Below are 22586 nucleotides of genomic sequence, written 5' to 3' on the forward strand. Positions count from 1 at the left end.
ACAACTTCAAATAAGGGCTCTGTATCGCATTACTGCTCTGCAGATCCCTCTGCGTCAAAAGACGCGTCGGGCCCGTTTGCACGTATGTTGTTATTCAGTTGTCAAGGATCGCTACAAACGCCGCAAGCGGCGCGCACCAATGAGTGGTGCAGAAGAGCATAAATCTATCAATTCGCCGACGCTCTGTCAAGCCCTAATCAGCCTCGCTCGTCGCTTTCGGCACCGCCCCGAAACCCCCGGCACGGCCTGGCGGCCGGCCCGTGCTTCAGGACCGCGGCACACTACTTGATTCACCCGGGGGTGTCAATAGGTTTCCGCTTTAAAAATGAGTTGTTGATCAGGATTGTATTGGAAAAATTACAGATCCTCTGTCCATCTCGTCAGTACTGCGATGATTTTTTTAGCCTGCTCGGGACTGGAGATATTAAATTTTGATTTGGGAATATAGCTGCCCTGGCGTTTTTGGTAACGTCTGATGGTATACATGTCGTTCCCGTAATCTCCCGTTGTCTTGTTACGGTTGCGGTAACGAAACAAGATGGTGGTCCAGGCGCCTTTCGAAAGGATCTCCTTATCAATTTCCTCGACTAGGACGACCCCGTCTTCTTCGTACTGGACCGTTAGCGCTTCTGCGTCTTCACTCATTTTTGCTCGTTGTGCTGAGGTTCGTGCTCTTAAAAAAGCACACTTTTCGTTCCTGGGCTTGGCAGCTCCGGCGGACGGCGTCTGGGTCGGCCGGTTGATAGGGCGGAACCGGAGTTGGCCGTTGCTGCTCGTCGAGAGCGACAAAGGACAGATAAGCGGAAGCGATATGCCTGACGATTCCCGTCCGCAGATCTTCCGCCTCGACGCGAACGCCGATTTCCATCGACGTTCTGCCGACACCATTTATTGATGCCTTGAGCGTCAACAGGTTGCCGATATAGACCGGACGGTGGAAATCGAGTCGGTCTATGGCCGCCGTGACCACGGTTGTCCGAGCGTGCTTCATGGCAACGACGCTGGCGGCATCGTCAATCAGTTTCATGATGTCACCACCGTGGATGTTGCCATCCGGATTGGCGTGCGTTGGCAACATCACGTGCGACATAACAACCTGGCAATGATAGGTCTTGCTCATGGGGTCGACCGTCGGCAAAATGGTTGCCTGCTCGAAAAAATCATGAGCATGCAACCATATTCACTCAAAAAGGTAAAGGATAAAGCCGTCAGTCGACCAGCTCGGCCTCGACTACCGGTGGCTCTTCTTTCGTTTTCGTAAAAGTGATGCCGTTGTCGTCGGCATCCACTAGGATGACGTCATCTTCGCCGAAACGCCCCTCAAGGATTTCCATGGCAAGGGGGTCTTCGATCTGCTTTTGAATGGCCCGTTTCAGCGGGCGGGCGCCGAAGAGCGGATTGTAGCCGGTGGACACGAGAAACTGCTTGGCGTTCTTGCTGAACCTGATGGTCACCTTGCGATCGGTGAGTCGTTTGGCCAGTCGTCGCAGCTGGATATCGACGATGCCGACCATGTCTTCTCTGGTCAACGACTTGAAGACGATGGTTTCGTCGATCCGATTGAGAAACTCCGGCTTGAAATGATGATGCAAGATTTCCTCAATCTGATTCCTGATCTGTTGTTCGTCGACATGCTCTTCGGTCATGCGCATGATCAGGTCGCTGCCCAGGTTCGAGGTCATGATCAAAATGGTGTTCTTGAAATCGACGGTGCGCCCCTTGCCGTCAGTCATCCGGCCGTCATCGAGAACCTGCAGCAGGACATTGAAGACATCAGCGTGGGCTTTTTCGATCTCGTCGAGCAGAATCACCGAATAAGGGCGCCGTCTTACCGCCTCGGTCAGGTAGCCGCCTTCGTCATAGCCGACATAACCGGGAGGTGCGCCAATCAGTCGGGCGACCGAGTGTTTTTCCATAAATTCCGACATGTCGATGCGGATCATCGCCTGCTCGCTGTCAAATAGAAAATCGGCCAGAGAGCGAGCCAGTTCGGTTTTGCCGACACCGGTCGGCCCGAGGAAAATGAAAGAGCCGAGTGGGCGGTCCGGATCCTGCAAACCGGCGCGGGCCCGACGGACGGCATTGGCCACGGCGACAATAGCCTCTTGTTGGCCGATGACCCGGCGCCGCAATGCTTGTTCGGCTTGCAGCAGTTTCTCCTTTTCACCTTCAAGCAGCTTGTCCACCGGAATAGACGTCCATTTGGCGACCACGGCGGCGATATCTTCGGCGCTGACCTCTTCTTTGAGCATCTGATGACCGGCCTGGATTTCCTGCAGGTGCTGATTCTCCCGCTGCATCTGCTGTTCCAGCGCGACAATGGTGCCGTAACGGAGCTCGGCGACTTTGCTGAGATCCCCCTGGCGTTCGGCCTGTTGTGATTCGAGATGGGCCCGTTCAATATCCTCCTTGATCTTTCTGATCCGACCGATGGTCTCTCGCTCCAGGGACCATTGTGCCTTCATACCGTTGAGTCGATCGTTGAGATCGGCGATCTTGCGTTGCAGGTCTTCGAGGCGATCTTTCGAGGCCTTGTCCTTTTCTTTTTTCAGGGCCTCTTGTTCGATCTCCAGTTTTATTCGCTGGCGATCGAGTTCGTCTATCTCGGTGGGCATCGAATCGATTTCGATGCGTAGCCGGGAAGCAGCCTCGTCGATCAGATCGATCGCCTTGTCGGGCAGAAACCGATCGGTGATATAGCGGTTGGAAAGAATCACGGCCGCGACGGTAGCCGCATCCTGAATCCGGACACCGTGGTGTATTTCATATTTTTCCTTGATACCGCGCAGGATGGCGATCGAGTCTTCCTCGCTCGGCTCCTGGACCACAACCGGCTGGAAGCGTCGTTCCAGTGCGCTGTCTTTTTCGATATACTTGCGATACTCGTCAAGGGTGGTTGCTCCGACGCAATGGAGTTCTCCACGGGCCAGGGCGGGCTTGAGCATGTTCGAGGCATCCATCGACCCCTCTGCCGCGCCGGCGCCGACGAGGGTATGGATTTCATCGATAAACAGGATGATTTCACCGCTGCGTTTTTCCACCTCTTTCAAAACAGCCTTCAGCCGGTCTTCGAACTCGCCGCGGTATTTGGCGCCGGCGACCAGGGAGCCGAGGTCGAGGCCGATAACCTGTTTGCCCTGCAAGGTGGCGGGAATGTCACCGTTGACGATGCGCTGTGCCAGTCCTTCGACGATGGCGGTCTTACCGACGCCCGGCTCACCGATCAGCACCGGGTTGTTCTTGGTGCGGCGCGACAGCACCTGGATAATACGACGAATCTCCTCGTCCCGGCCGATGACCGGGTCAAGCTTGCCCCGCTTGGCGATGTCGGTCAGGTTTTTGCCATATTTTTCCAGCGCCTGGTATTTCTCTTCCGGATACGGGTCGGTGACCCGCTGGTTGCCGCGAATGGTGGTCAGGGCCTGCAGGAAGTTCTTTTCTTGCACGCCCATATCCCTGAGGATTCTGGCCAGGTTCTGCTTGCCGTCTTTGATTAGTGCCAGGAAGATATGCTCCTGGGAGACATACTCGTCCTGCATCTGGTTGGCCACAGCGAAGGCTCCATCAAGGACCTTGCGCACATCGCCGGACAGATAGATCTGTCCGGCACCTGAACCGGACACCGTCGGGAGCGCGTCGATCTGAGAATTGACCTCTGCGAGGACCTGTGCCGGAGCTATCCCCATTTTCTGCAAAGCAGGGACAACGACTCCGTCGGGTTGTTCCAGGATCGCCTTGGTCAGGTGGGCCGGAGTTATCTCTTGATTGCCACGTTCAGAGGCGAGCTGTTGTGCCGCCTGGATCGCTTCCTGCGATTTAAGGGTGAATTTATCGAATTGCATGGTCGTATGTTCTCCTCGGTAAGGGTGAGCTGATTTTCGTGCCGAATCGGCGAAACAAAGCGTATTTCAGGAGAGAACATAAGACCGTTCGGAGATGGTGTCAAACGGACATGTCAAAAAATTGACACGGCCGCCGGCGCTGTCTTTTTCTTGATAGGGACGTCTTGAGGAAGGGCCAACTATTTATCGATATGCGGCGTGATACCGGCGGCGTTCAGGAGATGCAAAACAGGCCCGTCCATCTTGATGGACGGGCCTGTTTTGTTGCTAAGTAGTCTAGCCGCAGCTGCCGGAACTGCAGGATCCTGAAGAGCAACCACCACCGCCAATTGGGTTGGCAGAGGAAATACCGAATCCAGATCGTGGTCCGGCCTCGACATATTCGACATTGATGGTCCCACAGGTCTCAAGCAGATTGTCTTCGACCAGGAAGGTCAAATCGTCTTGATTGTAGACTTTATCGTTTTCTTTCGGCTCATCCAGAGCCAAGCCCAATGAGGGGCCTGCTCAGCCACCCTGCATCAGGGCGACGCGCAGGGCCGAATCGATGTTGTTCTGGCTCAGGTACTCCTTTAGTTTGGAGACTGCCAGGTCCGTGACGGTGAGAGACATGTAATCCTCCTTCTTTTGGTTCTTTGCGGCTGTGTTGAATGTCTGATGCTCACGTGAGCATGAATCAACGCTGTTGGTACCGTCACCATAAGCCTGCTGAGAAAATATGTCAATTGATCAATTTAAATGGAGCATTAAATAGATAGAAGACGGCCAATTCCACGGAAGGCGCGATGGACGAAATTATGCTATCCGGTCTTTTTTTGTTGCGGCTGAAAAATGCATGATGCTAGAATCAAATTATTGTTTTTCGTATACATTCTTTCTCATGCCGGGAATGCTTTTTGCCGTCTTCGGCAAACCAGAGGTGATTGGTTGAAATCGTTGAACAAGGTGAGGGCGCTTCATGAAGAAAGTGGTCATATCAACCGGCGGCGGTGACGCGCCCGGTCTCAATGCAGTTATCTATGCGGTCGTCCACGCCTGTTATCGTCGCGGCTGGGAAGTCTACGGGAGTCGGAGCGGTTACGGAGGGTTTCTCGACATCGACGAGATGGTACGCTTGACCCTTCGAGATGTTGAGGGGATTTACGCCATCGGCGGTACCATCCTCGGGTCGACCAACAAAGGAAACCCGTTTGCCAAGCCGGTGGAAAATCTGGCCGGAGAGGTCCAGGTTGTCGATATATCGGAAAAAATAATGCGTAATTACCGGCGATTGGGGTTTGATTGCCATATTGTTATCGGGGGTGACGGCAGTTTAGAGATTGCCCATCGATTCTCCCAGCTTGGCATGAACGTGATTGGCGTGCCCAAGACGATCGACAACGATCTGATGATCACCGATAGGACGTTTGGCTTCGATACGGCAGTTTCCACGGCAACTAACGCACTAGATAAACTCCATTCCACCGCTAAATCCCATGACCGCGTCATGGTGGTCGAAGTGATGGGTCGGGACTCGGGGTGGATTGCGCTCTATTCCGGAATTTCCGGTGGGGCCGACGTGATCCTGATTCCTGAAATTCCATTTGATTTGGATATCGTCTGTCAGAAAATAGCCGATAACGAATTACGTGATAAACAGTATGCGATCGTTGTTGTTGCCGAAGGAGCCGCCGCCAAAGGCGGGCAAGTGATCAGCAAGGGCAGGGGTGAAATGGGACGGGAGGAGGTCGTGCTAGGCGGTGTCGGTGAATGGGTTGCCACGGAAATCCGGGAGCGTATTGAAAAAGATACCCGTTCCCTGGTACTTGGCCATCTGCAGCGCGGCGGTTCTCCGACCACCTTCGATCGGCTGCTGTCCCTGCGTTTCGGTACCGCGGCGGTTCGTCTGGTTGAGGAGGGGACCTATGGACACATGGTAGCGTTATCCTCGTCTCGGATGATCTCGGTGCCGCTGTCGGATGCCATCAAAGGGCGGAAAAAGGTCGATCTGGCCAGTGACAAGATCCTGACTGCCCGTGATATCGGCATTTGCTTCGGCGATTGACGGATCGGGGAAGTACCATGACGACGCGCCGCCGCCTGCAGGATATCTATGACCGTCTTTTTGAGCATTTCGGGCCACAACGCTGGTGGCCCGCTGAATCTGCCTTCGAGGTGATGGTCGGTGCGGTCCTGACGCAAAATACCAATTGGCGAAATGTCACGGTTGCCATTGATCGCTTACGAGAAGGAGACTTTTTGCGCTTTGAGCGGCTGGCCGCACTTGCCGAGGCGGAACTTGCTGAAATGATTCGGCCATCGGGCTATTTTAACGTAAAAGCACGTCGCCTGCTCAACCTGTTGCGAATGATTGGCGAGCTTTATGACGGTGAGCCTGAGCGAATGCTGACGGATGAAATCGAAACGGCCCGGGCGCGGCTTCTCGCGGTAACCGGCATCGGCGAAGAGACTGCAGACTCGATCCTTCTCTATGCCGGCAATCAGCCGGTCTTTGTCGTTGATGCCTATACCTATCGTATTTGTTCCCGTCATCAGTTGATAGATGAAGAGTGTGACTATCGGCGCCTGCAAGAGGTGTTTATGGACAACCTGCCCCGTGATGCGGCGCTTTTCAACGAATACCACGCCCTGCTGGTCATGGCAGGAAAACACTATTGCAAGAAAAAAACACCGCTTTGTGAGCGGTGTCCGCTGTGGGAGGTCTGACAGGTTGTTGGGGTGGGTCAAGCCCGATGGTCACCAACAACCTGTACAGAGAGAGGAGGAGGAGAGGGAGGGCATGTATCTCGGCAGCAGCTTCATGCTTTTATCCGCAGCAGGCTGCCGAGCATTTCGTCTGTTGTCTCAATCGCTTTCAGAGATGCCTTGAACATGGTCGCATTGAGGTTCACGTCCGGTATCTCTGTTGCCAGCTCAACATTGGATAACTCGATCAATTCACTTCCGTTGTTCGTCTCTTCGTACTGAACGTGACCTGGGGTGGTTACCTTCTCCGTCACGCTGCGTACGCCGCCTGCTGTCGTACTGGCCTGCAGCACCCGGGTCCTTTGAAAACCCTCGCTGCTCAGGTTGGCAATATTGTCGGCGTTGGCTCGAAGCTTCGTGGTGGCGGCGTATAGACCGGACAGAGCTGATTGCAGTGGTGGAATCATGGTTACCAGCATATTCGGGTTTCGACATGCGCACGGTGCGACGTCGTTGGCAAAACGGTACCAGCTTCTCAAGTTTTTTTGCAAATAGTGTACCGTTCTCGGCTAGTTTCTGGGGATTACTGGTTTATCCAATAGGATACGAGCCGATGGTCGTTTCCCGAAACGAGCCAGCGATAGCTATTGGCGTTATTGAATGACGATATTGTAATAGGCCATGCGATTTCGTTTGTCATTCTCCGCTTTTCCGCTGAACCGGCCATGTTCTGCTGGTCAGAGAAAATACCAGCTCTTCAGCCTCTTCGGGGCTCCAGCCGAGCTGCAGCAGTTCGTTGTAGTAGGTGGAAGTAATTTCCCGGGCCCTGAGCGGCTGTCGTGTTGTTAGGAATAATTGATAGCGCAGGAGCATGAGTTCTTCATCGACGGGAAGTAGGTTTTTGGTCATCTCCAGTAGATCTATCGCTTCTTCAGCACGATTGTGGGTGATTAGATTGTGACTCCAGCTCAGGCAGATCGATCGCAACGTGGAGATCAGCTCGTCGCCAAAGATAATCGTTTGTTCGCTGGCAAAAAAATCGATCGGGCGGAAGGATGTCCACTGTGCGAGAGCTTTGGTGAAAAGATTGCCGGCCTGCCACCAATATCCTCGTTTAGCTCGCTTCAATCCGCGTCTGGCAAGCTGGAGGAATTGGCTCGCGTCGATGGCAATCCGGGTGAGGTGGACATAGCCTTTTTCGACGCCGATATAATTTTTTACCGGAATGGACAATTTCTGCGACAAGGTCTTGCGCAGACGGGTCATCAGGGTATCAAAGGATTTTCGCGCCTTGTCCGGAGGGCTATCCGGCCAGAACGTCAGTTGTATCTGTTCCTGGCTGATGCGCTGTCCCGGGCTGGCGATGATCAGCCCGAAAAGCTCCCGCTGGTGGTTGGTCAGATCCTGAGGCCCGACCTGTATTCGCCCGTTACAGGTAAGAGAAAATGATCCGAGTATATGGATAGAGAGGATCGGAATCAGGTCGCCGGCGTCGTCGATGGCCGATGTGAGTCGTCTTCGGGCCAACCGTCTGGCCGTCACCGGTTCAACGCCCATCTGCAGTGCAGCACGAAGCAGTCTGGCCATGGTTGTCGGCTCCCATCCCCAGAAACAGCTGTACCCGCGACGATTCATCGTGGCCAGCCAGGAAGCGAGATAGGTTGCACAATCCGTGTGGTTGCCGGTAGCAAGGGCGATCAGCGCCTGGTAGGCACGGCAGCAGATGGTGACGCCGACTGCCGGCATGGAGTTGCCGAGATGTTCGGCCATGCTGAGAGCTTGGGTGGCCTCGTCGTAGCGCTGAAGCAGTGCCAGGGTTGCTCCAGCGATCGCCAGTTGATAGGCGGTATGGAAGACGCCGCCGGCTATCTGCCGCTGTTGTTGCGCCTCTTTTAGGTCATCGAGAGCCGCTGTCTCATCGCCAAGTAGCGCCTGGATAAAAGCTCGCCACTGGAGGAATTGGCTGGCCATATGGGAATTGGCGACTGTTTGACCGTCCTGCAGGCCGTTATCGAGCAACTCGTGAGCGTCCGTGATCCGACCATTGGCGATCATAATGATGGCCGACCACAGGGTGAGATACGGTGCCATAACGGTCTGGTGGACGATGACCCGATCGAAGTCGGTTTCGACCATGTCCCGCGTCCGCAGAAAGGCGGACAGATCACCGTGCTGCGAGAGCTCGAAGAGGTGCAGGAAGATCAGGGAAAGACGATTGTTTGTGCCGACAGCTGGGTCACTACTGAGGGAAAAGGATTTCTCTATTTCCAGGTGGGCCGCGCGGCGGTCGCCACATAACAATTCTATATATCCGCTGACAAATCGCAATGCGGCGATAAACGTGCGGCTGCCGAGTGTCGTTGCCAGATCAAGGCCGTGTCGGGTGTAGTGGCGGGCGGTCGTGATGTCGCCGGAAAACAGGCTCAGGCCGGCGGCCAGGCTGCGAGCCGCGAGCAGAGCGGTCTCTCCGGGCAGTCGAGCATTGTTTCTGGCGAAAAGATCAATGGTCCTGCTCAGCAACGCGGCTCCGTCCCGGTGCGATCCGGAGATGGCGAAATGATACTGGATGATCTGCGTGAGCGCCATTAACTCGCCTTCTTCATTGCCAGATTCGGCAAAACGTTCCCGGCACGAGGTGAAAAGCGGAAGTGTTTGCAATGGGGAAACGTCAAGGGCAAGTAATCCGCAATAGAAGCCCAACCAGGGATGGGTGGAAAGTTTTTCTCTGGGAGTGGTATGCAGAATCGACAAAATGGTTCTGGCCCGGCCGGTTGCTATCAGGTGTTGGCCGTGACGATATACCAGCTGTTCCATAGCCGTATAGTCGCCGCTGATCGACATGGTCTTCAGCGCCTTGTCAAAGAGCCCTTGTTCCAGGTATACGGCGGCTGCGTGTTGGTAGATGCGCGAGACGGCGGCCGCTCCCAGTGACTTCTTGCCGCTCATCTGGAGAAACTCCTGGAAGAGGTGATGCAAGCGGAAGAGGCGGTTTTCGTCGTCGAGCCGATAAATGAAAAGGTTTCGATCGGCCAGTTCGCCAAGGAGATGGGCAAGGTTGTCGGTGGCGGTGAGGTCCTCGGCGAGATGAGTATCAATACCATCGAGAAAGGAGAGGATCTGCAGTGTTTCGCGCACCGGTTCGGGAATGTGGTAAAAGATTTCTTCTTCGAAATAGGCCAGAAGAACGTTGTTTGTCCCGTTTTTGAATAGGTGTGCCTTGTCGTGTTGACGATGTTTCTGCCGGCCGGTTCCGTTTTTATGGGCGAAAGGATGTGAAGCAAGAATAATTCCCATGATCCAGCCGTTGGTAATGGAAAAAATCTCGACAGCCTCGGTCCTGGAGATGGTCGTATCCAGCAGTCGATCATAGAGGGCTTCAATTTCAGCCGGCGACAACGCCAGATCATCGCTGTCCAGATAGATCAGATGGGGACTGTTGCGCAGCGACCTTGCTCCCAAGTGGAGCGGGTGTCTGCTGGTCAGAACGAAGTGGAGCCGCGGCGGTGAAGTATCGATCAGATAATCCAGTACCTGCCGGCCCTGTTGTGTCTCGTCGAGTAGGTGGAGGTCATCGAATACGATAAAGGTGTCTTCCTCGAGCAAGGCATCAATGTCGTTGAGCAGGATGTTGACGCCCTGTTGCAGCATATCTGTGCTGATCTGCCGGTTTTCCAGAACGGTGTTGAGCCGGGTGGACGACAAACCGGGAAAGGTCCGCGAGAGGGTGTGCCGAAGAGCGAGCAGGAGCAATAGCGGATCATTGTCTTCAGGGCCGATCTGGTACCAGGTGAAAGGAAACGGGCTTCGCTCGAGGAACTGTTGGACGAGCGTCGTTTTGCCTTGGCCCGCCTGGGCCTCGATAACGATGAAGAGTCGCGAGGGAAGCTCGTCGGCAAGGTGCCTGGTAATGAGCGTGTGTCGCTCAATCGAATGGACTTGATTGATTCGGGGAGGATAAAATTTATTTGACGGGATCGATCGGAAGAGAAGGTCGGGGGAAGTGATCATGGATTCTCGGGTTTCTTCTGCAGATTGTCAGATCGATTGACCTGGTGCCAAAGAAACTTTCGGCAAATCCCCCTGATGATATTTGCCTCTTTGGCTGTTAACCTGATTCTGCCCAGTAGCCGCCGAATGGACTGCATCCAGTAAATATTGCCTTTTTCATCAAGAAAATCAATAGCTAATAATGCATCTTCTATATGCTGGTACATGCCTTCCAATTGTCTGACCGTAGCGGTGGCCGGAGAGGCCGCCGGCTCTCTGGTTTGCTCAACGAGTGTATTGTAGATCTCGTAGCAGTGAATGGCGACCGCCTGGGCCAAATTCAACGAGGCGAAATCAGCTGTCGGGATGCAGGAGATGTAGTGACAGTATTTCAGGTCGTCGTTGGTCAAGCCCCGGTCTTCTGGGCCGAAGAGCAGTGCGGTGCGGTTGTCGGACAACAACGGCAGGATTTCCGCGACAATGTCGCGGGGCGAGCGCTCGATCGTGCGTTTCCGGCCGAGACGCGCGGTGGTGCCGACGACCAGATGAAAAGGAGCAAGTGCGTCTTCGAGACGAGGGTGCATCTCCATGGTGTCGATTAGATGGACTGCCTTGTGCGTCGCCATCTTGGCCATATCCTCGTACCGGGGCACAACGTCGCCGACGACGATCAGGCGGGAGATCCCCATATTGAAACACGAGCGGGCGGTGGCGCCGATATTTTCAGGAAATTTCGGGTTCTTCAGGACTACGGTGATCTGGTCGAGCGGTGTCTGGGAATGATACATGGGCAAGGTGATCCGGTAAGAGAAAGGGGTTACCGGAATGCTCCGGCAACCCCTGGAATGGTGTTACGAGTGAAACTGTCGTGTCGCGATCCGACGCTTAGTCTTTCTTGCTTGAATCCTCCAGCGAAATTCGGCTGATTTTTTCATACTCCTCCGCCTGTTTATCCGGTGTTGTCGGCATGAGGCGTTTGAGGAGCGGAACAACGCCTTTCTCAGATTTTTCGAACAGGCTTTCAGCTTCTTTCAAGGTGATCTGCCAAGCCGGAGCGAAACCGGGAGCCTTTTCGAACATGATGTCAAGGGCAGTCTGGTAGATGAAGTATTGTCGGATCTCTTTCCTGCCCGGTTTTTGATTGAGCGACTGTACGGTAATACGCAGGTTGTCGCGTTCCTGTTTCAATCGTTCAAGCTCAGCTTTGCGCCGCTCGTTTTCCGCTGAATCGATCTCCAGCTTGGTGTGCAGGTGAGCCCTGAGTCGATCAACCTCCTTGGAAAGCTCCATTCGTCTCAGAAATCCACGGATATAGATGACAATACATAAGAGGAGCCCGAGAGCGAGTCCTTTGGCAAAAGGGTTGTTCAACAGTGACATGAACCAGCTAGTTTCTTCCATTATATTCCTCCAGGTGCGTTGGGTTCGCAGGTAGCATGATCTGATTTTTAATCGTTATTCTTTTCAATTGAATATGCGAAAAACAGAGGTAAGTCAAGCGGCAAAACAAAGGCCACGGGTTGCAGTTTCGTCGATGCGGGGTCCTGTCAGCGGCTGGTTCCCGGCGTTTTTTCAGCGTCGGCGCCGAGGTGTGCTTTGCTCTGTTTCATGTTCGATCCGGAAAGAGATTCCATGCTGACGCGCCCCGACATCCTGCAGGGTAACACGAACCAGATCTCCTATTTGCAGCGTTCTGCCGCTTGTATCCCCAACCAGCCGATGGCGCTTTTCGTCAAGGATATAGTAATCGTCGGTAAGGGTGGACAAAGGTACGATCCCGTCTACCGAGAAGTCTAGCAGTTCGATATAGCAGGCGGTTTCGCCGACCCCGGAAATAACGGCAGCAAAGCTTTCACCGAGGTGACGGGCCATGAATTGTCGTTTCAGTCGATCGATCAGGTCGCGTTCGGCGGCAACGGCGACTCGTTCTCGTTGAGAGAGATGGAGGGCATCGTCCGACAGCGACGGGGCCGGGCTGTTCTTGGTCGGCGATTCCGGTGTTTTTCTGCGCTTGCCAGCCATCAGCCGGCAGAGCTGGCGATGAACGATCAGGTCCGGGTAGCGTCTGATCGGCGAGGTAAAGTGTGCGTAGTGCAGCGATGCCAGACCGAAATGGCCGACGTTGTCACTACTGTATCGGGCCTGTTGCATGGTTCTGAGCAGCAGGTTGTTGACGATATATTCGTGCGGGGTGTTGCGAACCTGTTCGATCAGTTGATTGTACCATTCGGGCGTTGCCGGTTTGCCGGGCAGTTCCAGGCCGAGGGTTCGGGAAAAGACGATGAAGTCCTCGATTTTCTCAGTCGACGGTAGATCGTGAATACGAAAAAGCAGTGGCTGGCCCTGTTCGACAAAGATCTGGGCAACCGCTTCATTGGCAGCGAGCATGAACTCTTCGATGATCTGATGGGAAAAATACCGCTCGGTTCGGCGGATCGATTCAACTCGGCCGTTTTCGTCGAAGGCGACTGCGGCCTCGGGCAGGGAAAAGGCAATGGAACCACGTTCCTGCCGCGCACGTTGCAGCAGCCGGGCAAGTTCGGCGGCGTGCTCCAGAGGTTTTAGGAATTGTTGGTAAGAGTGTCTGAGTTCAGGATCGCGTCCGGTCACTATCTGTTCGACGGTGTTGTAGGTGAATCGCTGATGGCTGCGGATGATGCTTCGGGTAAACGATTTGGCGCGTAGCCTGCCCTGCCGGTCGAAGTCGAGGGTTACGGTAATTGCCAGTCGGTCGGTGTCGGGAAGCAGACTGCAGAGGTTGTTGGAGAGGTTTTCCGGCAACATCGGAACCACGGTTGATGGGAGATATACCGAAGTGCCGCGTTCGTAGGCCTCGCGATCCAGGTCGCTGTCGACTGGGACGAAGGCACTGACATCAGCGATAGATACCAGTAGCCGGTATCCGGACCTGGTTCTTCGTACGGCAACGGCGTCATCAAAGTCCTTGGCATCTGCTCCGTCGATGGTCACATGCTCGATATCTCGCAGGTCTTCCCGGTTGTCTGCCGCCGGGTCCGGCGGCAGCAGGTTGGCTTGCCGTTCGGCCGCTTCGCTGAATCGATAAGGCAGTTTGTGCTTGTCAATCACCAGCCGAACCTGAACGGCAACCAGGTCGGGATTGCCGAGGATTTCGACAATCTCGCCACGCGGCGTTGTGCCGTCGGTATAGTGCAGTTCGATGATGACCGCGTCGCCGTCGGTTACAGCAGCAGGCGGTGGTGCGTCCAGGTGAATGGTGAAGGAGAAGCGTGGATCGTCCGGCTGGACGATGCCATGGCGTCCTTCGGCGGAAAAGATGCCCGCCAACTGCCGGCTCGCCCGCTTCAGAACGGAAATTACCTCGGCCTCGGTTTTTCCCGGGCGACGGGACGGAGAAACGGCAACCAGGACCCGATCTCCGTGCAGGCCGGAATGGAGGCGGGAAGATGCGATGTAAGGATCTTTGGCCGAGTCCGGGCCCATAACCTCCGGTCGCCGGGACAGCTCGGTGGCGAAGGCATGTCCGGATGGACTCATGACTATAGTCGCTTCGGTCAAGGGATGTCGGTTGCTGAGATTGAAACGCTTCTTACCGCTTGGCCGAACGAGCCCCTCCCGTTCCATTAGAATCAGGCCGTTCTCGATTTCATGTTTGCTGGAACGTGGTAGGTCGAGCGATTTGACCATCTCGTTGACGCCAATGGCCTTTTCCGAACGATAGAGCTCTGCCAGCATACGGTTGCGCAGCCGCGTTTCAGCGGTCGGCGGTGTCGGACGACGGAATTTCGAGGTGCCGACAGATCTGGCTTTTGGTCGATGTTTCCGATAACTGCGATTTCTACTCATGCTTGTCGATAGTGAAGGTGTTGCTGGGAGATATGATAACAGCGGCGGGGCATGGTGCGTCGATGGCCCGACACCGTCAATCATGGATGGTGACTCGCCGGCCGACCCATGAGCCGGAGAGCGCATGGAAGAACTATAGCAGGGCGTTCCAAATCGTGCAGGAATTTTTCCATGTTTGCTTGAATTGTGATATGCAGTAAGGGATTGCCTTTTCCGGTGAGCGGCTTAATGTTACCAGTTGGCGACAGGTCACGACCCGGCGCCAGACGGCAGACGGATACATGCAGATGATAAAAATACCCTTCGATCTCGGCTTATATCGCGAAAAAATGCGGCATTACGTCGTGGACCGCCCGTACGAGCAGGTCTTCTGGGACGCGCTCGCCTTTGCCGAAAAAGCGCATTATGACCAGTGGCGGCGCTCCGGCGACGCCTATATCCTGCATCCGTGCTCCGTCGCCAAGATCCTCGCCGAGGAGATGGACATCACCGATCCGGAAATTCTCGCGGCCGCATTGCTCCACGACACCGTCGAAGATGTGGACGAGGTCTCCTCGGATGTGGTCGGCGAACATTTCGGATCGTATGTCCAGGCCATCGTCGAGGGATGTACCAAGGTTACGCATCGATCCGGAAACCGCCAGGTCGACAGCAAACTGGTCCATCGTAAGATTTTCTCCGGAGCCGCTTTGCGCCCCGAGGTGATGCTCGTCAAGCTGGCCGATCGACTGCACAATCTGCGAACTCTGCGGGCCATGCCAAGAAACAAAAGGCAGCGTATCGCCGACGAGACACTCGATATCTATGCCCCGCTGGCTACGGTCTTCGGGTTGTTCAACATGAAGCGGGAAATGTACAACTTGGCGTTATCCTACAAGTTTCCGAAACAGGGCGCCAAGTTGAGCAATCACATCAAACACTTGGCCGACTCCAAAATTTCCCAGCATATTCTCGAACAGCTGCGTATCGCCGCCAAGGATGCCCGACTGAAATGTGAAATATCTCGGCGTATCAAAGATCTCTGGGCCTATTACGACACTGCCAACCGAATCTTGCTGCAGCAGATCGAAACGCCGGTGGAAATTTTGATTATCGTTAATTCGGTAGAGGATTGCTACCGGGCGCTGGGCGTCGTCAACCAGACGTTCCGACCCATTCCCCGAACTATTCGTGATTTTATCGCCAATCCAAAACCGACCGGCTACCAGGGATTGCATGCCCGGGCCATCATCAGCGGTCAGCGCTTTCTGTTCAAGATCAGAACCAGCGAGATGGAGCGCAAAGCGCAGCGGGGAGTGTTTCGGAACTGGAGCTCGCGGCAGGGTAAACAGGGCAAGTTTATCCTGGAACTGCAGGAGATGCTCGATATCATCGGCTCCGATGAAACGGTCTCGTATCGTGAATTGATCGCAGCCGGCGGGATGAAGGAGAATTACACCTATACGCCGCGCGGCGATTTGATCTGTCTGCCGATCAGGTCCACCGTTCTCGATTTTGCGTTTCGGGTCCACACCGAGATCGGTCTGACCTGTGTCGGAGCAGAGATAAGAAATCAGCGGGTGGGTCCTGATTATGTCCTGCAGGACGGGCAGATGGTGAATATTATCCGGTCCCGGGAAAAGGTGGCATTCAGACAGAAAATGCTTCAATTATGCCGGACCCCGAAGGCCCGTGCCGAGCTTGCCAAGAGCTTTCGCCAACGTGGACAACGAGTGGCCCAGGAGATCGGTAAGGCGACGTTGCTCCAGGAAATGAGGCGTTATGGGTTGCCGCGGGACTTGCTCGACAGCGAGGGGATGTCGCGGGTGGTCGCCTCGTTTTCGCTCAAGGATAAGGAACGGCTTTTCCGGCAGATCGGTACCGGTCGGATCAGGCTACCGGAAGTGATCGAGTGCATCAGGCAGGAGTTGTTTTCCGGCACCAGCTTTCTGGCCAAACCGACCGGGGAATTCAACAAGATCAAACTCAAAATGCTGGACCCGGTTTTTATCAAACTGTCATCATGCTGCCGGCCCAACCCGGTGGACAAGGCCAACTGTGCCCTGCTGACCACCAAGGGGCTGTCGGTGCACAACAAGAATTGTCCGCGTCTGCACGAGATCAAGTTTCAGCGCGAGGACGCTATCGATATTTCATGGGAGCGGACCACGCCGATTAGCAGGCCGCAGAGTGTGCTGTTTCCCCGAGCGGGACGGGAAGAAATACTGGCCATTGTCGCCTCGGCACCGAGTCACATGAAGATGCACGATATTGTTGTGGCCTCTGATCAGTCTGCCGACCGGCAGTCCTGGCGGCTTCATTTCGAAGTTGCCGAACTGCGTGATCTGCAGAAAGTCATTCGCCATTTCGATCGCAGCGGTATCTCCTACGAATTTACCCTGGACTTCTAGCTCACCGGTTTCATCTTTGCGGTGCAAACGCCGCCGGAAAAGGCCAGTTGTCCGGCAGCTCAGGCGGCGCGGTGCTGTCGCTGCCCGGACTGGTCTTTACGATAATTGCTGAGTACGTTGGACAACATATCGGGGAGATCGTTTTTCTGTCGGGAACTGCGACGCAACTGTTTCAATGTCTTGTCCAGGGTGAGCACCTCGCCGAGGAAGATATGCCGCAGGATCAGAGAAATGAGCCTGGTAATGGTGGTCAGATTGGAGATCCTCGACTGCAGATGTTGATCGCGATCGAAGGCCGTTGACGCAAAGATCTCGACCGGATCGCCTTCCATCTCGCTGATCGAAACATACCAGGTATTTTGCTCCCGGTCGCGGGTCCGATACCTGACGGCGTCAAGTACATCGGGCAGTTCCCTGGATGATCCGTGAGCTGCGCCGCAACGGATGGCCGGATCGCCGGTGCCGGTCAGCGTGCATAAATGGTTGAGCAGATTCGGCTTGCTGGCGAGGATGTCGACGATGACCAGGCAGTCGGCGCAGAATTCATTGCCGTCCCGCTCGACCAGGACATCAGTTTTTCCACAGCCATCACACAGTTCTGTATCGGTCGTCTTTTTCATGTGGCCAGTTATTATCCGGGGTTAAGGTTGTAATCAAACGGTCGAGTAGTGCCTGAAAAAAATCTCCGGATATCTCGCAGGCGCCGAGTCGGACCAGGTGAGCAGTGGTCATCTGGCAATCAATCAGTCGATAGTCGTGTGCCTTGAGAAAAGAAACCAGGTGGATCAGGCAGAACTTGGAGGCATTGGATAGAGTCGAGAACATCGATTCACCAAAAAATACCTTCCCCAATGCGACACCGTAGAGGCCGCCGACCAGTCGCCCATTTTGCCAGCATTCCACCGAGTGACAATAACAACGCTCATGGAGTTCGCAATAGGCGTTGATCATCTCTATCGTGATCCAGGTTTCCTGATTTTCCTCCGTGCGTCTCCGGGCGCAAGCGGTAATCACCTGCTCGAAGTCCCGATTGATGGTACAGGTTGTCCCGGAGTTTCTCAGCGAGCGTTCCAGGCGTTTTGAAACCCGCAGCGATTCAGGGAAAAGTACCAACCTCGGAGAGGTGAACCACCAGAGAATCGGATCGCCTTCGGAGAACCAGGGAAAGATGCCGTGGCGGTACGCTGCGATCAACCTGGACGGTGACAGATCTCCGCCGATCGCCAATAAGCCATTGTTTTCAGCAAGGTCCGGGGGCGGGAAGACGATCCGATCTGTCAGCTGGAATACCGGCATAGGCGACTGTACAACAGGCGCCCGGCGGGTGTCAATCATCAATGCGACACCACCTTCTTAACGGTTAGCGACCGGTGGATCGATCCTGACGTATCCTGCCAAGCGCGGAGGATCCCGCTGCCGCCGACGGCGATAATCCATTGAACATCTGTGATAATCGCTTGCTTCACGCACTCTTTGTGTTACATAATTGGAGCAGATAATACCTGCCGGGGCCGATGTGCCGGCCGTCATTGTGCGCCAACGGCCACGGGCGCCCGGGGCTGCCGGTGTGGACAGGGGCTTGTCGAGTCGACAGACGACCCTGTCGGGTAGCACTGTCCAGTCTTCGCTTATAATTTTCGATACCTTAAAGATATGCCAGATCATCAAGCGCCGTTTACTCGCCAACCATTTCAAAATACCGTTGACACAACATTTTTTTTCTCCGGTGGTGGAAGGCGGGAGGTTGTCGATGAAATCAAAAGCGCCCTGCTGGGCGGCATCAGCCTGATCACGCTGGTTGGGCCGGATGGGAGCGGCAAAACGATGATCTGTCGGATGGTGGAAAAAGAGTTGCCAGCCGGTCTGATATCCGTGTTTCTGCCGCGGGCAGTTGAGTCGTTCAGCGACATGGTTGACATTGTCGGTCGCGAGGTGATCGGCGACACCGAGCCCCTCGATGACCGCTCGACCGGAGAGATGTTGCAGGCCATTGGCGACTCTCTGCGTACACGTGGTCAACGGCTGGTGATAGTCTTTGAAGAAGCGGAAAAGATTTATCTGGCTACACTTGAGAGAATCAGGAGGATGCTTGATCGGGTCAATGGTGACGGTCTGCTACTGCATCTTCTTTTATCGGGCCGGCCGGCGCTTTCCGAAAGCCTCGAGCAGCTTGGCATTGTCGCTTTTCAGGAAGTCGACGAACGGAACCTGCTGCTCGACGATCTCGACCGGGAAGCCACACAGGCTTACCTGGATCAGAGCCTGCGCATTGCCACCGACGATAAGAGCCGTGTCATTCCAGCCGACATTGGGGCGGGGATTCATGCGGCGTCTCTCGGCAATTTTCGCATTATCAACCAATTAGCCAACGAATATCTGCAGTCGGAGCAGCAGCAGGAGCCATTTCTTGTTTTGCTGGATACGATGCATGCTGCCAATGCTCGACGCGCCGGCGGCAGGGAGCGCCGTTCTCGGGCTGTTCACGGCATGCCGAAAGTCGATCTCGACTTTCTCACCCTGCCGAAAATCGAGGGCAAGTGGCTGTGGACCGGTGGTGCTCTGGCGGCCGTGCTGGTGGCCGTGCTTTTCCTGGTGGTGCGTTCACCGGAAGACGTTGAACCGCAACCCGATCAATCGGATGTGCCGATCATCGAGTTACGTGCGGTTGAACCGCTGGCCGATGAGTCGGCAGTGGTCCCGGTGGAACCGGCGGTGGACGAGGAAAAAGGGGTGCCCTACGGAGCCGACGACGTTGTCGTCTCTCCCGCAGCCGATACGCCGCAAAGCGAAGACGAGATGACAGCGGCGCGACGGGATATCCCCCCGATTTCGGTCGATGAGCCGCCTGTCGACAGCCCGTTGGCACTTGCGCCGCCGGCTGGCGTCGATGATGGTGAAAAGGACGCGACAATGGCCGCGAAACCGACGGGTCGCTTGCCGGATGGTGGCAATCGCACCGCCGTGAGTCGTCCGGTGGCTGCCGAGGACCAGCCGGACGCGACCGAGCGGCCGGCAATCACCGGTGGACAGAAGACCGAAGAGCAGGTGGCCACCGTAACGAAACCACCATCCCCGGAGCCGGAACCTGTTGCCGAGACGGTGGCGGAGCGGCCAACCCTTGTCGCTACCAGTGTCAAGAAGGTCCTGGCACCCGTTCAAACCGGTGCCGACGAAGAGCTGCCGCAGAAGACGGTAGTAGCGGCACCGGCCGACTCTTCCAGGGACATGATGGCGGAGGCCAAAGACGATGACCCGGTCACGGCTGTCGAGCAGGTGCCCGGAAGAACACCAACAGAAAAGAAAGCGGTGATACAGCCGCCGCCGGTAACGATTTTCGACGAGGCTAAAAAGGAGGCAACAGCTGCCGCGACAGTTAAAACGGAATTGCCTCCGGAGCGCCGTTCCATACCGGTTTTTGTACCGGAAGCTGAGCCGGCGGCAAACGATACGGTACCGGTGGTTGACAACGAACGTCTAACGCCGGAAACGCAAACCGTACCGGCAGTTGAGACGGCTTCGCCCGGCCCGGCAACGCCCACTCGTGATTCCCTGTACAAGGAGCGGCTCGCGGCCGGGGCACGCTGGCTGGTGGGGGGAGGTTCCGGGCGATTCACCGTGCAATTGATGGTGTTGACCTCCGAACAGGCCGAAGAAAATCTGCAGCAGATGCTGGAAGACAAGGAGTACCGATCGGTTGCCGACAACCTGTTCGTGCTCAGACGGCTCGGTGATCCGCCGACCGTGATGCTCTATTTTGGAGAATACCGGACCTTTGCGGCGGCACAACAGGCGCGCAATACGCTTCCGGTATTTCTCCGAAAACATGATCCCTATCCGATCGCCGTCAATGCTGCCGTGGAGAAGACGCGAATGCTGCCATAACCCGGAGAATATGCCATGTCCCGGTGAAAATGGTCGGCAGTTTCCGGGCTATAAAAGTACGTCCTGTAATTTTTTATGAAAAATATTACATCCGACAATACGACTTATGTTACCAGACCGGCACGAACCGCGGTGGTGCCGAGCCTGTTTCCTTCTCTCTGGTTTTATGCCGGATTCCTTGCCATTGTTTGGCGAGCGGCACGGCTGGTGAAACAAGGCGGTTACGACACGACGGCCTGGCAGGCCAGCAGTATCGATGTCCTGCGTCGGCTTGAACAGGCTGGCATCAGGGTGAAGGTAAGTGGTCTGGACCAGGTTCAGATGGCGCCATGGCCGGTGGTCTTTATCGGCAATCACCTGAGCGTCATGGAAACGGTCCTTCTGCCGTCCCTGCTGCTGCCCTATGGACCGATCACCTATGTGATCAAGCAGAGTCTGCTTGAAGTTCCGGTATTCAACCATGTCATGAAGTCCTGCCGTCCTATAGCGGTTACCAGGACCAACCCGCGCAACGATCTGAAAACTGTGCTGGAGGAGGGAGGCAAGCGTCTGAACGAGGGAATCTCGGTCATCATTTTCCCCCAGACGACGAGAGCTGCTTTCCAGCCCGAGCAGTTCAGCTCGATCGGTGTTAAACTGGCCCGCAAGGCCGGCGTCCCGATTGTTCCCATTGCCTTGGTAACCGATGCCTGGGGAAATGGCCGCTGGCTCAAAGACTTTGGCCGGATTCAGCCGGCGCGCCCGGTCCGTTTTGCCTTCGGCCAACCGATGACCGTGGCCGGTAAGGGTACCGAAGAACATCAGGAAGTGATCTCTTTTGTCGCCCAGCACCTCAAGCAGTGGCGGCTGGCCGAGAAATGACGGGGCCACTATCAGCCAACGACTGGACAAGCTTTAACCCTCTCCCGCGCACTAAACTAATCAACGCCCTCATGGGGAGAGATGATGCCGAGGTGTTGCAGTAACGTGCCGATATCTCGTCGGTCCAGTCGCTGCAGGCCGACCCGTTTCGCCGTCGCCATTGCCCGGGCATACTGATCGGCGGCGAGCGGGCCGGCAAGGTCCGGCTCGTTGAAGGCCGTGCCGCAGGGACGGTACTGGTCCATGATGTTGACATAGGTAGCCGTTCCTATCTCTGCGGCGATAAAGGCAAGAATTGCGTCGGTTTCTTCGAGACCTCCCGGCATCAGCAGGTGCCGGACGAGAAGGCCGCGAACGGCATGCCCCTGCTCGTTGATCACCAGGTCGCCGACCTGTCGATGCATGATGGTCACGGCCTGCCTGGTGATTTCCGGATAATCGGGTGCCTGCAGGAAGCGCTGAGCCCTGGTGCGGTCCCAGAACTTAAAGTCGGGCAGGTAGATATCGACAATCCCGGTAAGCAGGGCCAACGACTGCGGGGACTCGTAGCCGCTGCAATTATAGACCAGCGGTATCCGCAGCCCTGCCTCCAGGGCGATCGGCAGTGCTTCGAGCAGCTGCGGCAGAACATGGCTGGGGGTGACGACGTTGATATTGTGACAGCCTTGGTGCTGCAGCTCAAGCATGATTGCCGCCAGATCGGCATTGTCTACTTCTGTGGCGGTTTCCCGATAATGGCTGATAGCGTAATTCTGGCAAAAGCAGCAGCGCAGGTTGCAGGAAGCAAAAAAGATAGTGCCTGAACCGTTACTGCCCGACAGCGGGTGTTCTTCTCCATGATGTGGACCGTAGCTGGACACACGGGCCATCCTGCCGGTGGCGCAGAATCCCCGCTCGTCCTCCAGCCGGTTGACCCGGCAACGGCGCGGACAGAGCTGACAGTGGCCGAGGGTCTGGACGGCACGGGCAACTCGCTGGGCGAGACGGCCGGAAGAGAGAAGATGGTGGCTGACTGGTTTCATAGGTGCGCTGGTTGCCGGTTCCCGACATGCTTGGGTGGGTGATGGCTGATCGTCGTTGGCCGCAGAGTGCAGGATAACTCATCGGCGAAACA

General features: G+C 55.6%; 17 protein-coding genes. 5 read left to right on the plus strand and 12 right to left on the minus strand.

The annotated features are described in order from the left end of the window. Positions 1-357: 357 nt before the first annotated feature. The 4 genes from BUC26_RS05540 to BUC26_RS24460 form a co-directional block, all read right to left on the minus strand. Complete coding sequence (locus BUC26_RS05540) at positions 358-645, minus strand: hypothetical protein (protein WP_073374098.1); 288 nt, start codon at positions 643-645, stop codon at positions 358-360. Further along, complete coding sequence (locus BUC26_RS05545) at positions 638-1120, minus strand: acyl-CoA thioesterase (protein ID WP_073374417.1); 483 nt, start codon at positions 1118-1120, stop codon at positions 638-640. Before BUC26_RS05545 ends, BUC26_RS05540 begins: the two co-directional genes overlap by 8 nt. 88 nt (positions 1121-1208) lie before the next feature. Next, on the minus strand, positions 1209-3842 hold the full coding sequence (gene clpB / locus BUC26_RS05550) for an ATP-dependent chaperone ClpB (protein WP_073374100.1): 2634 nt from the start codon (positions 3840-3842) through the stop codon (positions 1209-1211). Positions 3843-4118: 276 nt separating this feature from the next. Next, a complete protein-coding gene (locus tag BUC26_RS24460) occupies positions 4119-4454 on the minus strand; it encodes an IscA/HesB family protein (protein WP_341864991.1) in 336 nt (111 codons plus the stop codon). A 346-nt stretch (positions 4455-4800) separates the two neighbouring features. Here BUC26_RS24460 and BUC26_RS05560 point away from each other — a divergent pair, with 346 nt between their 5' ends. Both BUC26_RS05560 and BUC26_RS05565 read left to right on the plus strand, forming a co-directional pair. Beyond that, entirely contained in the window at positions 4801-5886 is a 1086-nt protein-coding gene (locus BUC26_RS05560; RefSeq protein ID WP_073374102.1) for a 6-phosphofructokinase, read from the plus strand. A gap of 17 nt (positions 5887-5903) precedes the next feature. Continuing rightward, positions 5904-6548 carry an endonuclease III domain-containing protein gene (locus tag BUC26_RS05565; protein WP_073374104.1) on the plus strand — a complete coding sequence of 215 codons (645 nt, stop codon included), beginning with the start codon at positions 5904-5906 and terminating at the stop codon, positions 6546-6548. A gap of 92 nt (positions 6549-6640) precedes the next feature. Here BUC26_RS05565 and BUC26_RS05570 read toward each other — a convergent pair whose 3' ends face one another. From BUC26_RS05570 to rnr, 5 genes are all read right to left on the minus strand, one after another. Further along, positions 6641-7006, minus strand: coding sequence for a flagellar basal body rod C-terminal domain-containing protein (locus BUC26_RS05570; RefSeq protein WP_084540474.1), 366 nt, complete (start codon positions 7004-7006; stop codon positions 6641-6643). A gap of 217 nt (positions 7007-7223) precedes the next feature. Further along, complete coding sequence (locus BUC26_RS05575; RefSeq protein WP_073374106.1) at positions 7224-10535, minus strand: ATP-binding protein; 3312 nt, start codon at positions 10533-10535, stop codon at positions 7224-7226. Beyond that, positions 10532-11302 (minus strand): RNA methyltransferase, encoded by a 771-nt coding sequence (locus tag BUC26_RS05580; RefSeq protein ID WP_073374108.1) that lies wholly within the window; start codon positions 11300-11302, stop codon positions 10532-10534. Before BUC26_RS05580 ends, BUC26_RS05575 begins: the two co-directional genes overlap by 4 nt. 97 nt (positions 11303-11399) lie before the next feature. Then, the gene (locus tag BUC26_RS05585) at positions 11400-11915 is read right to left on the minus strand and encodes a hypothetical protein (protein ID WP_073374110.1); all 516 of its coding nucleotides are present in this window, start codon (positions 11913-11915) and stop codon (positions 11400-11402) included. A 171-nt stretch (positions 11916-12086) separates the two neighbouring features. Next, entirely contained in the window at positions 12087-14339 is a 2253-nt protein-coding gene (gene rnr / locus BUC26_RS05590; protein ID WP_161949800.1) for a ribonuclease R, read from the minus strand. A gap of 287 nt (positions 14340-14626) precedes the next feature. On the opposite strand from rnr, the gene BUC26_RS05595 reads away from it, so the two are divergent. Beyond that, on the plus strand, positions 14627-16729 hold the full coding sequence (locus BUC26_RS05595) for a RelA/SpoT family protein (protein ID WP_073374112.1): 2103 nt from the start codon (positions 14627-14629) through the stop codon (positions 16727-16729). A 59-nt stretch (positions 16730-16788) separates the two neighbouring features. On the opposite strand, the gene BUC26_RS05600 is transcribed toward BUC26_RS05595, so the two are convergent. After that, the gene (locus BUC26_RS05600) at positions 16789-17349 is read right to left on the minus strand and encodes a TSCPD domain-containing protein (RefSeq protein ID WP_073374114.1); all 561 of its coding nucleotides are present in this window, start codon (positions 17347-17349) and stop codon (positions 16789-16791) included. Next, the gene (aat, locus tag BUC26_RS05605; RefSeq protein ID WP_073374116.1) at positions 17318-18064 is read right to left on the minus strand and encodes a leucyl/phenylalanyl-tRNA--protein transferase; all 747 of its coding nucleotides are present in this window, start codon (positions 18062-18064) and stop codon (positions 17318-17320) included. The genes BUC26_RS05600 and aat overlap by 32 nt, the downstream gene beginning before the upstream one ends. 318 nt (positions 18065-18382) lie before the next feature. Between aat and BUC26_RS05610 the strand changes: the two genes are divergently transcribed. Both BUC26_RS05610 and BUC26_RS05615 read left to right on the plus strand, forming a co-directional pair. Further along, positions 18383-20611 (plus strand): AAA family ATPase, encoded by a 2229-nt coding sequence (locus BUC26_RS05610; RefSeq protein WP_073374118.1) that lies wholly within the window; start codon positions 18383-18385, stop codon positions 20609-20611. Between the two features lie 75 nt (positions 20612-20686). Continuing rightward, entirely contained in the window at positions 20687-21472 is a 786-nt protein-coding gene (locus BUC26_RS05615) for a lysophospholipid acyltransferase family protein (protein ID WP_073374120.1), read from the plus strand. 56 nt (positions 21473-21528) lie between these two features. On the opposite strand, the gene BUC26_RS05620 is transcribed toward BUC26_RS05615, so the two are convergent. Next, on the minus strand, positions 21529-22494 hold the full coding sequence (locus BUC26_RS05620) for a radical SAM protein (protein WP_073374122.1): 966 nt from the start codon (positions 22492-22494) through the stop codon (positions 21529-21531). Between the last annotated feature and the right edge of the window lie 92 nt (positions 22495-22586).

This window comes from Desulfofustis glycolicus DSM 9705 (assembly GCF_900130015.1).
GTDB classification, from domain to species: Bacteria; Desulfobacterota; Desulfobulbia; order Desulfobulbales; family Desulfocapsaceae; genus Desulfofustis; species Desulfofustis glycolicus.